Here is a 13,404-nt window from a genome sequence, read left to right as displayed (position 1 = left end):
GCGTCCGTCATCGACTCCGCGCGGGCCGCCGAGCTCGCGCTCGACGACGACGAGCTCGAGCGCCTGAGCGGCGCTCTGCTCCAGCGGTGAGGACGCCGCGGCCGGCGTGTCGGCGAGGGCCGCGTGTGCTGAGGCTTGCCTAAGAAACCCCTTGTCGGGGCCGGGTTAGGCACGCCAAACCTTGCTTGCGGACATCGTTATGCGCGGCGCACAGTGGTGCCATGAGCACCGCCGATCTCACGAGCGCCGACTTCAGCAGCGCCGACGTTCACAGCGCCGACGTTCACAGCGCCGGCCTTCACAGCGCTGGCCTGCGCAGCCCCGACCTCAGCAGCGCCGGCCCGGCGCCGGTTCTCGCGGCGGTCCCCGAGCCGGCCGAGCGCACCGGCGGCCTGGGACGCAAGCTGAACTGGCTGCGCGCGGGCGTCCTGGGGGCGAACGACGGCATCGTCTCGACCGCCGGGCTCGTGATGGGCGTGGCGGGCGCGTCCAGCAACTCGCTCGCCCTGCTCATCGCCGGGCTCGCCGGTGTGGTCGCCGGGGCCCTGTCGATGGCGGGCGGCGAATACGTCTCCGTCAGCAGCCAGAAGGACACCGAGATCGCCGAACTCGACATGGAGCGCCGCGCGCTGGCCGAGCGTCCCGAGGAGGAGCTTCGCGAGCTCGCCGGCATCTACCGCGCCAAGGGCATCTCCGAGGGGCTGGCCCTGCAGGTGGCGCGCGAGCTGACCGCCCACGACGCGCTCGCCGCCCACGCCGAGGCCGAGCTGGGCATCAGCGCCCACGAGCGCACGAGCCCCTGGCAGGCGGCGTGGGCGTCCATGGCCGCCTTCGCGTTGGGCGCGCTGATCCCGCTGCTGACGATGGTGCTGTCGCCCGCGTCCGTGCGCGTGCCGGCGACGGTCGGCGCGGTGCTCGCGGCTCTGATGCTCACCGGGTTCACGAGCGCGCGGCTGGGCGGCGGGTCGCCGGTGCGCCCGATGCTGCGGAACGTCGTCGTCGGGTCGCTGGCCATGGGCCTCACCTACGCCGTCGGGCACCTCGTGGGCGTCTCGCTGTAGCCCTCCGCGACAGCCGCGGGGCTGGGGTGCCACGCGGGCGTCCGGTCTGCGACAGTGAGGCGTCGGCCCGCACGTTCGTCGTGCGCGGCGCCGGCCCGGCCGAGAGAGGATCGCCATGCAACGCATCGTCCCCACCATCTGGTTCGACCACGTCGCCGCCGAGGCGGCCGAGTTCTACGCGTCCGTGTTCCCCGGCGGACGCGTCACCGCCACGCAGCACTACCCGACCGAGGGGCTGCCCGACTTCCAGAAGGAGTACGCGGGGCTGCCCCTGACGGTCGAGTTCGAGATCGCCGGCTACCGGCTGATCGCGATCAACGCCGGACCGGAGTTCCCCGTGAACCAGTCCATCTCGTTCATGCTGAACTTCGACCCGGCCTTCGACCCGCAGGCCCGCGAGCACCTCGACGAGCTGTGGGCGGCGCTGAGCGAGGGCGGCCGCGTCCTGATGCCGTTGGACGCCTACCCCTTCAGCAGCCGGTACGGCTGGGTCGCCGACCGGTACGGGGTGACGTGGCAGTTGATGCTGACGGACCCGGCCGGTGAGCCGCGTCCGTTCGTGATCCCGTCGCTCCTGTTCAGCGGACCCGCCCAGAACCGGGCGCGCGAAGCGCTCGAGTTCTACGCGGGGGTCTTCGGCGGACGCGTCGGCCACCTCGCCCCCTATCCCCAGCAGACCGGGCCCGCGGCACCCGGCGCCCTGATGTTCGGCGAGGCCGAGTTGCTCGGGCAGTGGTTCGCCGCCATGGACTCCGGCGTCGAGGGCATCGACACGTTCACCTGCGGGGTGTCGCTGATGGTCGAGTGCGCGGGGCAGGACGAGCTGGACCGCTCCTGGGAGCAGCTCAGCGTCGACCCGGACGCCGAACAGTGCGGCTGGTGCGCCGACCGGTTCGGGGTGAGTTGGCAGGTCGTCCCGGACAACCTGGACGAGCTCATGACCAAGCCGGGCGCCTACGAGGCGCTGCTGGGCATGAAGAAGATCGAGATCGCGCGGTTCGGGTAGGGCGGCCGGGCGACGGGCGGACGACGGCCCGCTGGACGCCGCGCGGTTGGACGACGGGCGACCGGACGACGGCGCGGCACACCGCCCTCGCCGGGTGCAGCCGCGCACCCCGAGGGGTCGCGGTCTTCACGACCGTGTTGTTTGCCCACGACTGGTGAGCAAACAACAGCGGTCGTGCACCCGGGAGCTGGGGCCCTGGCCGCCGACCGCCGACCGCCGACCGTCGGCCGTCGGCCGTCGGCCGTCGACCCTGACTGGCTCGTTCTGGAAGGCGACCCCTGAGCGGGGCCCCGCTCGACCCGTCGTGGTGAGAACGGGCCGGTCAGGGTGCTGAGGGGAACGGGCCGGTGAAGAGGGGCGACGGGTGACGGGGGAGCAGGCCGGTCAGGGTGTGGGTGGCCGGTCCGGTCAGGGTGCCGGTAACCGATCAGGGTGTGGGTGGCCGGAACGGTCAGGGGTGCCGACCTTGACCGGACAAGCCGGGCGCGTTCGGGGCGAGGGGCGCCCCGGGACGCCCCTCGCGAACGCACTCAGCGGTCGGCGCCCACGGCGTCCTGATCGAGGTAGACGTGGCTGCCCAACTCGATGAACTCGCGCGACTTGGTGGCCATCTGGTCGCGGATGTCCTGGCTGATGCGCATCGAGCAGAACTTCGGGCCGCACATGGAGCAGAAGTGGGCGGTTTTGGCGGGCTCCGCGGGCAGGGTCTCGTCGTGGAAGGCCTCGGCGGTCTCCGGGTCGAGGGAGAGCGCGAACTGGTCGCGCCACCGGAACTCGAACCGGGCCTTGCTGAGGGCGTCGTCGCGCACCTGGGCGCCGGGGTGACCCTTGGCGAGGTCCGCGGCGTGGGCGGCGATCTTGTAGGTAATCACGCCCGTCTTCACGTCGTCGCGGTTCGGCAGGCCGAGGTGCTCCTTCGGCGTCACGTAGCACAGCATCGCCGTCCCGTGCTGAGCGATGACGGCCGCCCCGATCGCCGACGTGATGTGGTCGTAGCCGGGGGCGATGTCGGTGACGAGCGGCCCGAGCGTGTAGAAGGGGGCACCCTTGCACCAGTCCTGTTCGACCTCGACGTTGCCCGGCACGAGGTGCAGCGGGATGTGGCCCGGGCCCTCCACCATCACCTGCACGTCGTAGGCCCAGGCGCGCTCGGTGAGCTCGGCGAGGGTCCGGAGTTCGGCCATCTGCGCCTCGTCGTTGGCGTCCGCGATCGACCCCGGACGCAGGCCGTCCCCCAGCGAGAAGGCGATGTCGTACCGCGCGAAGATCTCGCACAGCTCGTCGAAGTGCTCGTACAGGAACGACTCAGTGTGGTGCGCGAGACACCAGCCCGCCATGATCGAGCCGCCGCGCGACACGATGCCGGTGACGCGCCGGGCCGTCAGGTGGATGTAGCGCAGCAGGACGCCCGCGTGGATCGTCATGTAGTCGACGCCCTGCTCGGCCTGCTCGATGACGGTGTCGCGGAACACCTCCCAGGTGAGGTCCTCGGCGACGCCGTCCACCTTCTCGAGGGCTTGGTACATCGGCACGGTGCCGATCGGGACCGGCGAGTTGCGCAGGATCCACTCCCGCGTGGTGTGGATGTCGTCGCCCGTCGAGAGGTCCATGACCGTGTCGGCGCCCCACCGGGTGGACCACCGCAGCTTCTCGACCTCCTTCTCGATCGAGCTCGTCACGGCCGAGTTGCCGATGTTCGCGTTCACCTTCGTCAGGAACGCGCGCCCGATGATCATCGGCTCGCTCTCGGGGTGGTTCACGTTCGCCGGGATGATCGCGCGACCCGCGGCGACCTCCGCCCGGACGAGCTCGACGTCCACGTTCTCGCGCAGCGCGACGAACCGCATCTCGGGGGTGATCTCGCCTCGCCGGGCGTAGTGCATCTGCGTGACCGTCCTGCCGTCGGCCGACCGCCGCACGGGGTTGCGGCGGCCGTGCCACCGCTGGGACGCCTCCCCGCGGCGGACCGCGCCGCGGCCGTCGTCGAGGAGATTCCGGGTGCGGCCGTCGTAGGTTTCGACGTCGCCGCGCGCCAGGATCCAGTCCTCCCGGAGCGGCGGCAGGCCGACGGTCGGGTCGGCGTCCGGGCCGCTGGTGCGGTAGACGCGGACGTCCTCGTTGGGGCCGTCGGGTGAATCCGCGAGCGAGATCGCGGTCACGGGGACGCGGACGTCGCCGTCGGTCACGTAGTCGAGACGGTGCTGAGGGTGAACGGAAGTCATGAAGGATCCTCTCTTCCTTCGCCGGCATGATCCGGACAGGTTCGGACGGTCCAGGCGGCCTCAGCCTGATCTCAGCCCCTGCCGGGACTCCCGCGAGATAACGGGCACCACAGTACCCACCGATGTCCCCCGGTGGGGACGTTTCCATCAGGACGCCCCCGGCGCCGGCCGGCGCCGGGGGCGTCCGCGCATGGGCGGGAGAGGCGTCCTCGAACGACGGACGCCGGGCCAGAGCCCGGACGCAGCGTCCGGGCGCCGGCCGCTACATCTCCAGGTTGCCGCCGATGACGATCGTGCGTTCGGCGGGCAGGTGGAAGTCCTGGGTGCGCTGGGCCGCGTTCCGGGAGAGCCACAGGAAGATCTGGCGTCGCCAGCGTGGCCGCAGCGTCGGCACGTCGCGCGGCTGCAGGCGCAGCGACGACAGGAAGTAGCGGGCTTCGCTCGGGTCGAGGTCCATCTCGGGGGTCTTGCCCTGCGCCCACGCCAGCGCCTTCGGCACGAACTGGCTGTCGTTGAAGCCCACCCGGTACGAGATGTGCACGATGCCGTCGTCGGCGTACCCGAGGTCGTTCACGAGGGCGCGGTCGACGTGACGGATGTGCGGCACGTTCTCGTTGATGATCGTGACGATCGCGACATGCTCGTGCAGGACGTGGTTGAACTCCAAATTCTGCCGCAGGGCGAGCGGGACCGTCTTGGCGTCCGGGTGCGGGAAGACCGCGAGGCCGGGCACGCGCCGGACGTGGCCCTCGCGCACCAGGTCGATGAACTCCGCCAGCGGGCCCTCGATGATGGCCCGCCGCTCGGCGACCTCGCTGCTGCCGCGGCGCCAGGTCATCATGATCGTCACGATCGTGCCGGCGATCAGCAGCGGCAGCCAGCCGCCGTGGAGGATCTTCGCCACGTTGGCCAGGAAGAACACGAGCTCGATGCCGACGATCAGCACGAGCGCGATGCCGATCTTCACCGGGTGCACGCGCCACACGAAGTGGGCCAGCATGAGGAAGATCGTGATCTCCAGCAGCAGCGTGCCGGTCACGGCCAGCCCGTACGCGCTCGCCAGCGCGTACGACGACTGGAAGACGCCGATCAAAAGCAGGACGCCCATGAACAGGATCCAGTTGATCGAGCCGATATAGATCTGCCCGCCCTCCTGCTTGGAGGTGTGCTTCACGTTCAGCCGGGGCAGCAGCCCGGCGCGGACGGCCTGCCGCGACACCGAGAACGCCCCCGAGATCACCGCCTGGGAGGCGATGACCGTCGCCAGCGTGGCGAGCACGACGAGCGGGATGCGGGCCCAGTCGGGCGCCAGATGGAAGAAGGGGTTGTCGATCGTCCGGGGGTCGCTCAGGATCATCGCCCCCATCCCCATGTACGCGATGACCAGCGACGGGAACACCAGGCAGAACCACGCGAGCCGGATGGGCTTCGGCCCGAAGTGACCCATGTCGGCGTACAGGGCCTCGACGCCGGTGACCGTCAGGACGACCGCGCCCATCGCGATGAACGCCACCCCCGGACGCGCGATCGCGAACGCCAGCGCGTGGTGCGGCGAGATCGCCCCCAGGATCTCGGGCCGCGACAGCAGGTGCGGCAGCCCCAGGGCGGCCAGCGTGACGAACCACAGACACATGACGGGGCCGAAGAGGCGTCCGACGGCGGCCGTCCCGAAGCGCTGGGCCGAGAACAGCACGGTCAGCACGATCAGCGACAGCGGCAGCACGAGGCTCTGGAAGCTCGGGTCGACGACCGCGAGGCCCTCGATCGCCGACATCACCGAGATGGCCGGCGTGATGACCGAGTCGCCGTAGAACAGGGACGCCCCGAGGATGCCCATCGTCAGCGCGATGCCGACCAGCTTCGGCCGGGACGCCAGCGTGCGCCGCAGCATCGCGACCAGCGACAGGATGCCGCCCTCGCCCTCGTTGTCGGCCTTCATCATCAGGTAGCAGTAGCAGTACGAGACGACGATCGTGATCGCCCAGAACACCATGGAGACGACGCCGAACACGTCCTCGCGGGTGGGGGCGACGGCGTTGTGTTCGGCGCTGAACACCGTCTGCAGTGAGTACAGCGGGCTCGTGCCGATGTCGCCGAACACGACGCCGAGGGCCGTAAGCGCCAGGCCGCCGACGGCCCCGTGGCCGTGGCCGACCGCGGGCAGGGAGATCGTCTGATCCCAATCGGCCAGCTCGGAGGGGCCGGCCGGGCGGCGTCCGCGGGGCGCCCGCGCCGGATCGGGTGAGCTCATCTCATTCTCCTTCGTCGCCTGCCCAGTCAGGACAGCACGGCAAAACAATCGCGCGCGCAGAACGCCGTTCGCAAGCGTTTCGAAAAACTGCGGGGACGGGGAGCGTCCTGGCCGCGGGGCGGTGCTCACCGATCGATCGGGTCGAGTTCCCCGGAGCCGTCGCGCCACACCACGTTGCGGGCGAGCGGCAGTTGGTGGGACGCGCTCTCCAGGATGTGCATGAAGTAGCCGCCCGTGTTCACGAACGCGACCAGGTCGCCGACCTCCACGGACGCCGCCGCGAGGCGCCGCAGCAGGATCAGCTCGTCCTCGATGCAGTAGGCCCCCACCAAAAAGTCGGACGCCGGGGCGTCCGGGTGGGCGGCGTGTGCGCGGTGGGGACGCCCGGGCGCGCGCACGAGCACTGGGTCGGCGAGGAAGTCGTCGGCGGTGGTCCGGCACTGCGTCCGGTTCATCTCGAGGCCGATCAGCCCCACCCCGTCGCTGCGCTGCTTGCGGAAGGCGACCCGCGCCAGCGTCGCCCCGCAACCGTCCACGAGGCTGCGGCCCGGTTCCAGCCGGAGCGCCAGCCCCCGGCTCGCCAGGGCCTCGGACGCCGTCGGCGCCCCCGGGACGCCGGGCTCGCCGGGCCGGGCGCCGAGCCGCTCGCCGAGCAGTCCGGCCAGCCACGCGCCGCGGACGGGGGACTGCCACGACGGGTACACCCGGCCCAGCCGGTGCCCCTTCCACGTCGGCAGGGACGCCTCGTCGCTCCCGGCGTCCATGACCGCCCAGAAGCGTTCCCACTGGGCGCGATCGTCGAGGTAGCTCATCGGGACTCCGCCGCCGATGTCCACGAACGCCGGCCGGTGTCCCCGCTCGGCGAGGGCGTCCACGAGCGCGAGGGCCGCGTCGAGGCCGACGAGCCGGTCGGCGGCCGCGTACCCGTGCAGGTGGAAGTGGACGCCGGCGACCTCGACGCCGCCGAGGTCCGTCGCGAGCCAGACCTCGGCCAGCTCGCCGAACCGCGTCGGCGGCAGGCCTGCGTCCGGGGGCAGCGCCAGGCGCAGGGCGACGCGCGGGCGGCGTCCGGCGGCGAGGGAACGCACGCGGTCGAGCTCGGCGAGATGGTCGAGCGAGACCGTCGCGCCGGCATCGAGCGCGAGCGCGAGCAGGGCGTCCGTCTTGACCGCGGCGGTGACCATCGTGCGCTCGCCCGGGACGCCGGCCTCGAGACACTGCCGCAGCTCGCGCTCGCTGGCCACGTCGACCCCGTGACCCCCGGACGCCGCCGTCGTCGCCAGCGAGACCGCCTTGTTCGCCTTGCGCGCGAAGTACACCTCCGCCCGGACGCCCGCCGCGCGGGCGGCGTCCACGAGCTCGGCGGCGTTGCGCAGCAGGGGCGCGGGGTGGAGGACGTTGACCGGCGAGCCGAACTCGGCGACGAGGGCGGCGCAGGCGTCCGGGTCGGCGAGCAGCCGGCGCAGCCACGGCTCGACGCGGGGCGTCAGCGGCGGATCCCCGGCGAGGAACTCCAGGTCGTCAGGCATCGCGCACCACCCGGCGGGCCCAGCGGGGGATCGCGTCGTGGAGCGTCCGCGAGAGGGTGTCGTTGCCGATCACGACGTCCTCGGTGACGCGTCCGACGGCCGCCAGGCCGCGGTGCGGACGCCCGCCGGGCCCCACCACGGCGGCGTCCCCGGTCACGCGCAGGCCGCGGCGTCCGGGAGAGCACGCGGCGATCCCGCGGTCGACGAGGGACGCCGCGAGCGACCCCGGGACGACGCCCGGGGGCGCGAGCACCGCGTCGACGTGGCGGGCGGCGGGCGGGCAGGCGGAGGCCGGAGCGGCCACGACGCCGGCGTCCACGAGGGCGAGCAGCTTGCCGGCGTTCACCGGCGGCGGCCCGAACGCGACGCGCTCGAGCCGACGGGCCAGGCGCGCGAAGGCGGGCCACCGGGCGGCGGGGCAGCGCTCGTAGCCGACGGCGTCCACGATGGCGGGGTAGAGGTCCTGCCAGGCCTGCCCCACCGCCCAGGCGGCGTGCGGACGTGCGTCGCCCGTCGCGACCGCGTACGAGCGGCGGAGGTCGGCCACCGGGTCGCCGGCGTCGCGCCCGGCCAGCACGGCGTCCACGTCGCCGCGGCCGTGCGCGGCCCGGAGGAACCCCTCGGCGGTGGCGGCGACCGCGCGGGCGACGGCGTCCGGGTCGCCGCGGCTCTCGGCCAGGGCGACGGCCCCCCGCATCCGGGCCGAGGTGAGGTCGAGGCCGGCGAGGGGGCCGCCGGGTTGCGGCTTGCATTCGAGGAACCGGCCGCCCCGGCCGAACGGGAGCAGCCGGGGCTCCCGCCCGGAGGGCTGGTAGCCGTCCGCGGCGAACGTGCCGCCGCGTCCCTCGGTCAGGGCGAGCGCGGCGTCGATGAACGTGAGCGCGGCGCCGCGGACCGCGACCCGCGCGCCCGCGGGTACGGCCGCGTCGGTCAGGCCGGACACGGGCAGCGCCGGGAGCGCGTCCGGCTGGGTGGCCCGCCAGGCGTCCGGCCAGGCCGTCTCGTGCCCGGTGGCGAGCAGCACGTGGTCGTAGCGGCCCTCGTGTTCCGCCGGTGCGCCCTCCGGCCCCGGGCGGTAGGCGACGAGCCACGCGGATCCGCTCGGCTCGACCCGGGTGACGCGGGCGGCGATCCGGCGCGGGGCGCAGCGGCCCGCCGTCCGCTCGGCGGCGTCCCAGCTCTCGCTGAGGAACCGGCCCACCAGCGACCGCGCGGGGAACGGATCGAGCGGACGCCGCTCGCCACGGTCGGCGCGCCAGCCGTCGAGGGAGCCCAGCCCCGTCCGGATGATGGCCGAGTTCACGTTGAGCCGCAAATAGTCCGGCTGGCCGGACGCGTAGGCGGAGCCGCGCCCGTCCGGGTGGGGGTCGAAGACGTCGATCGCGCAGGCGTGCCCGCCCTCGCGGACCGCCTGCAGCACGCTCTCGAGCGCCCACAGGGCGCGGGGGCCGCCCCCGACGACGGCGATCCTCATGGCAGGCCGCCCAGATGCTCGGCGACCCAGGCGTCGTCGTAGACGGTGTCCAGGTACGGGACGCCTCCGTCGTGGCAGATCAGCACGACGTCGGCCCCGGCGTCCGTCGCATCCAGGTCCGCCAGGAACGCGCTCACCACCGCTCCCGTGGACCCCCCCGCCAGCACGCCCTCCGTGGCGACGAGCCGCCGGCACCCGCGGACGGCGTCCAGGGCGCTCACCCGGACGACCGCGTCCGGCGTCAGCCCCTCGGCCAGCGGGGGCACCATGCCCGCCCCGTAGCCCGACAGCGGACGTTCGCCCCGCTCGCCGCCGAAGAGGACGCTGCCCTGGGCGTCGACGGCGACCACGCGGGTGGCCAGGCCGCGCTCGCGCACATACGCCAGGCAACCCCCGATCGTCCCGGTCGTGGAGGTCGCGGTGTACAGCGTCGTGGGCGGGCGGCCGAGCTGCTCGACGATCTCCGTCATCGTCCCGTCGGCGTGGGCGCGCGGGGCGGCCGGGTTGCTGTACTGGTCGAGGCAGACGGCGTCCGGAAGGGTGGCGAGCAGCTCGCGCACCTTCGCCCGCCGCGCGACCAGCCAGTCGCCCGTCTCGGGGTCCGGCTCGGTGAGGGCGTGGATGTGGGCGCCAAGCGCGCGCATCGTCGCGACGGTGACGCGGTTCGCGCGCGGATCCACCACGCAGTGGAAACCGACGCCGTGCAGCAGGCACAGGCGCGCGGCCGCGACGCCGAAGTTGCCGGAGCTGGACTCGACCAGCGTCGACCGCGGCGTGATCGCGCCGCGCTCGACCGCGTCGGTGAACAGGGCGAGGGCGGTGCGGTCCTTGGCGCTCCCGCCGGGGTTGGCGCTCTCGAGCTTCAGCCACGCCCGGACGTCCTCGCGCCCGTGCAGGCGCTGCAGCCGCACCAGCGGCGTGCCACCGATCGTGCTGAGGACGCCCGCCCTCGTCACCGCCCTGACCGCCTCGTCATGCGCTGAACCTAACGCTCAGGGGACGGCGACGCCCACACCCCGTCAGGTGGCCCGGGTACACCCGGGTGGGTGTCCGTCCACATCCCAGCACGGGTCTGGTCCTCTCAGGACGCGCCGTCCTCGAGATTCAGGCCAGGCTCGCGCCGTTGGACTCGATGACCGCCCGATAGAAGTCGAACGACTTCTTCTTGTGGCGCTCCAGCGTGCCGGAGCCGTCGTCGTTGCGGTCGACGTAGATGAACCCGTACCGCTTGCTCATCTGCGCGCTCGACGCGCTGACGACGTCGATGGGCCCCCACCACGTGTAGCCCAGCAACTCGACGCCGTCCTCGACGGCCTCGCGCGCCTGCACGAGGTGGTCGTTCAGGTACTCGATGCGGTAGTCGTCCTCGACCGTCGGGACGCCGTCGCGCTCGACCAGCACGTCTTTGGCCCCCAGGCCGTTCTCGACGATGAACAGCGGCTTCTGCCAGCGGTCCCAGAATTGGTTGAGGATCCACCGCAGGCCGATCGGGTCGATCTGCCAGCCCCACTCCGACGCCTGCAGGGTCGGGTTGGGGACGCCGCCCATGATGTTGCCCTGGCCCTTGATCTTCTTGGCCGGGTCGGCCGTCTCGCACACGCTCATGTAGTAGCTGAACGACACGAAGTCGACGGTGTGGGTCAGGGTCTCGCGGTCGGCGTCCGTGATGTCCAGCTCGATGCCCTTCTCGCGCAGGGTGCGCAGGAAGTAGCCGGGGTAGCGGCCGCGCACGTGGACGTCGCTGAAGGCGAGATTGCTGTGGTCGGTCTCGGTCGCCGCCCACACGTCCCGCGGGTCGGGCGTCAGCGGGTAGGTGGGCATGGCGATGACCATGCAGCCGACCTGGATGTCGGGGTTGATCTCGTGCGCGATCTTCGTCACGGACGCCGACGCGACGAGCTCGTGGTGGATCGCCTGGTACTTGTCCTGGTCGGACAGCTTGTCTTTCGGCGTCCAGATCCCGCCCGACAGCAGCGGCTCGTGCATGACGGCGTTGATCTCGTTGAACGTCAGCCAGTACTTGACCCGGTGCCCGTACCGCTCGAACAGCACGCGCGCGTACCGCTCGTAGAAGCCGATCAGGTCGCGGCTGACCCAGCCGTCGTACTTCTTCGCCAGGTGCAGCGGCGTCTCGTAGTGGCTGATCGTGATCATGGCCTGGATGCCGTGCTTGTCGAGCTCGTCGAGCACGCGGTCGTAGTAGGCGAGACCCTCCTCGTTCGGCTCGAGCTCGTCGCCGTTCGGGAAGATGCGGCTCCAGGCGACCGAGAAGCGGAAGATCTTGAAGCCCATCTCGGCGAAGAGCGCGATGTCGTCGGCGTACCGATGGTAGAAGTCGATGCCCTCGAGCTTGAGGTTGTCGGGCGTCGGCTCGTCGGTGGCCGGGCCGAGGATGCCCTGCGGCATCACGTCTTGGATCGAGGGCAGCTTGCCGTCGGTGAGGTACGCGCCCTCGTACTGGTTGGCGGCGACGGCGCCGCCCCACAGGAATCCGTCGGGGAAAGTGGTGTCCATTGCTCCATCCTTGTCTATCCGCGTGGGTGAGGGGGAGGGGCGGACGCCGCCGAGCCGGGGGCGGTGACTGCGTCGGCGTCCGTGGGGCGCACCGCGTCACCAAGCCGGGCTCAGGGCAGCGTGGGGCTCCGCCCGGCGATGACCTCCTCGATCGCGGTGACCGCCGCGGCCGGGCCGGGGGCGTCCAGGAACGAGCGCCGCAGACGCGGCAGCCCCGCGGGCGGCGTCTGGAGCACTTCGTCGGCCAGCCGGCGCGCGTTCGCGGGGGTGAAGTCGCGTTTCGGCAGGACGCGGCCGGCGTCCAACTCTTGGATGCGGTAGGCGTTGAAGAACTGGTCGGCGCCCATCGGCGTGAAGATCGCGGGGACGCCCATCGCGACCGTGTCGGTCGCGCTGCCGAACCCGCCGTGGGTGAAGCACAGGTCGGCGTGCCGCAGCACGTCGGTCTGCGGGACGAAGTCGGAGACGATCACGTTGGCGGGCATCGGCCCCACCTCGCGCAGGCGGCGCGCGTTGCCGGTGGTCAGCACGAGCAGGGCGTTGGAGCCGGCGAAGGCGGCGGCGAGCGTCCGGAAGAACGGCGTCCAGCTGTTGAAGACCGTGCCGAGCGTGCCGTAGATCACCGGCCCGTCGTGGTCGCGGAGCCGGTCGATCGGGAACGAGTCGTCGGACGCCGCGAGCGTCGGCGTCGGGCCGGCGAACAGGCATCGGTCGCCGAACAGGTGGTCGCAGGGCTGGTAGTACCGGCTCGCCGGCGAGATGTTCAGCGTGGACGACCGCGGCCCCATCATCGCGACGACGTCGAAGTCGCGGCCCCAGCCCATCGCGGCCCCCACCACGCCCATCACCGGACGCCGCAGGCGCCGGTCGGCGAACACGCGGCGGGCCGGCGCCGGGAGGGCGTCGGCCAGCCCGGCGAGGTGCCGGATCACCTGGTCGTGCTGGAAGAAGACGGGCGAGAGGAAGATCACCGGCCGGTCGAGGGCGTGCTCCAGCTCGGGGATGCGCGGGTTCATGCCGCCCGCCACGACGGCGTCGTAGTCGCGGCCGCGGGCCAGCAGCTCGGCGTCCTGGTCGCGGAAGAGCCGGCGCCCGTGCCGGACGAGCTGGTCGGGGCGCACGATCGGGCCGTCGAGGTAGTCGGCGTAGGGGAGGTGGGTGGCGCCGGTTCTCTCGACCGCCCGGCGGAACGACGACGGGATGAGGTAGTCGACGTGATGCCCGGCCGCCACGAGCGCCCGCGCGAACGGGAACGTCGGGTTGGCCAGGCCGTACGCCGGCACGCAGGACATCAGGATGCGGGCCATGGCGGCCTCCTTTTCTTCCGCCCACAGCCTATGCCGGGCG

At 72.4% G+C, this 13,404-nt stretch carries 9 protein-coding genes and 1 riboswitch; of the genes, 2 read left to right on the top strand and 7 right to left on the bottom strand.

Annotated elements, in window-relative coordinates; all coding sequences use genetic code 11:
* Positions 1 to 221 precede the first annotated feature (221 nt).
* Both WMJ97_RS03700 and WMJ97_RS03695 read left to right on the top strand, forming a co-directional pair.
* Complete coding sequence (locus tag WMJ97_RS03700) at positions 222 to 1,061, top strand: VIT family protein (RefSeq protein ID WP_347347612.1); 840 nt, start codon at positions 222 to 224, stop codon at positions 1,059 to 1,061.
* Between the two features lie 115 nt (positions 1,062 to 1,176).
* Positions 1,177 to 2,067, top strand: a complete 891-nt coding sequence (locus tag WMJ97_RS03695; protein WP_347347611.1) for a VOC family protein — start codon at positions 1,177 to 1,179, stop codon at positions 2,065 to 2,067.
* 530 nt (positions 2,068 to 2,597) lie between these two features.
* Here WMJ97_RS03695 and thiC read toward each other — a convergent pair.
* The 7 genes from thiC to WMJ97_RS03660 form a co-directional block, all read right to left on the bottom strand.
* Positions 2,598 to 4,289, bottom strand: coding sequence for a phosphomethylpyrimidine synthase ThiC (thiC, locus tag WMJ97_RS03690; RefSeq protein WP_347347610.1), 1,692 nt, complete (start codon positions 4,287 to 4,289; stop codon positions 2,598 to 2,600).
* A riboswitch (TPP riboswitch) is annotated at positions 4,286 to 4,393 on the bottom strand. (Overlaps the previous gene by 4 nt.)
* A 158-nt stretch (positions 4,394 to 4,551) precedes the next feature.
* Positions 4,552 to 6,540: a KUP/HAK/KT family potassium transporter gene (locus tag WMJ97_RS03685; protein WP_347347609.1), complete on the bottom strand. Its 1,989-nt coding sequence runs from the start codon at positions 6,538 to 6,540 to the stop codon at positions 4,552 to 4,554.
* A 125-nt stretch (positions 6,541 to 6,665) separates the two neighbouring features.
* The gene (locus WMJ97_RS03680) at positions 6,666 to 8,069 is read right to left on the bottom strand and encodes a Y4yA family PLP-dependent enzyme (protein WP_347347608.1); all 1,404 of its coding nucleotides are present in this window, start codon (positions 8,067 to 8,069) and stop codon (positions 6,666 to 6,668) included.
* Entirely contained in the window at positions 8,062 to 9,543 is a 1,482-nt protein-coding gene (locus tag WMJ97_RS03675) for an FAD/NAD(P)-binding protein (protein ID WP_347347607.1), read from the bottom strand. The genes WMJ97_RS03680 and WMJ97_RS03675 overlap by 8 nt, the downstream gene beginning before the upstream one ends.
* Positions 9,540 to 10,499, bottom strand: coding sequence for a pyridoxal-phosphate dependent enzyme (locus WMJ97_RS03670; protein WP_347347606.1), 960 nt, complete (start codon positions 10,497 to 10,499; stop codon positions 9,540 to 9,542). Before WMJ97_RS03670 ends, WMJ97_RS03675 begins: the two co-directional genes overlap by 4 nt.
* Positions 10,500 to 10,647: 148 nt before the next feature.
* On the bottom strand, positions 10,648 to 12,057 hold the full coding sequence (locus WMJ97_RS03665; protein ID WP_347347605.1) for a glycoside hydrolase family 1 protein: 1,410 nt from the start codon (positions 12,055 to 12,057) through the stop codon (positions 10,648 to 10,650).
* A 110-nt stretch (positions 12,058 to 12,167) separates the two neighbouring features.
* Positions 12,168 to 13,364 (bottom strand): nucleotide disphospho-sugar-binding domain-containing protein, encoded by a 1,197-nt coding sequence (locus WMJ97_RS03660; protein WP_347347604.1) that lies wholly within the window; start codon positions 13,362 to 13,364, stop codon positions 12,168 to 12,170.
* Between the last annotated feature and the right edge of the window lie 40 nt (positions 13,365 to 13,404).

Origin of the sequence: Nigerium sp. (genome assembly GCF_039811905.1) — a bacterium.
Classification (GTDB): domain Bacteria; phylum Actinomycetota; class Actinomycetes; order Propionibacteriales; family Propionibacteriaceae; genus Propioniciclava.
The sequence above is the reverse complement of the archived record's forward strand: the minus strand, read 5'-3'. Positions and strand labels throughout refer to the sequence as shown.

Bases quoted from the DNA above. Each gene is read 5' to 3' on its own strand.
- WMJ97_RS03700 (WP_347347612.1), top strand. From the start codon at position 222: ATGAGCACCGCCGATCTCACGAGCGCCGACTTCAGCAGCGCCGACGTT.
- WMJ97_RS03695 (WP_347347611.1), top strand. From the start codon at position 1,177: ATGCAACGCATCGTCCCCACCATCTGGTTCGACCACGTCGCCGCCGAG.
- thiC (WP_347347610.1), bottom strand. From the start codon at position 4,289: ATGACTTCCGTTCACCCTCAGCACCGTCTCGACTACGTGACCGACGGC.
- WMJ97_RS03685 (WP_347347609.1), bottom strand. From the start codon at position 6,540: ATGAGCTCACCCGATCCGGCGCGGGCGCCCCGCGGACGCCGCCCGGCC.
- WMJ97_RS03680 (WP_347347608.1), bottom strand. From the start codon at position 8,069: ATGCCTGACGACCTGGAGTTCCTCGCCGGGGATCCGCCGCTGACGCCC.
- WMJ97_RS03675 (WP_347347607.1), bottom strand. From the start codon at position 9,543: ATGAGGATCGCCGTCGTCGGGGGCGGCCCCCGCGCCCTGTGGGCGCTC.
- WMJ97_RS03665 (WP_347347605.1), bottom strand. From the start codon at position 12,057: ATGGACACCACTTTCCCCGACGGATTCCTGTGGGGCGGCGCCGTCGCC.
- WMJ97_RS03660 (WP_347347604.1), bottom strand. From the start codon at position 13,364: ATGGCCCGCATCCTGATGTCCTGCGTGCCGGCGTACGGCCTGGCCAAC.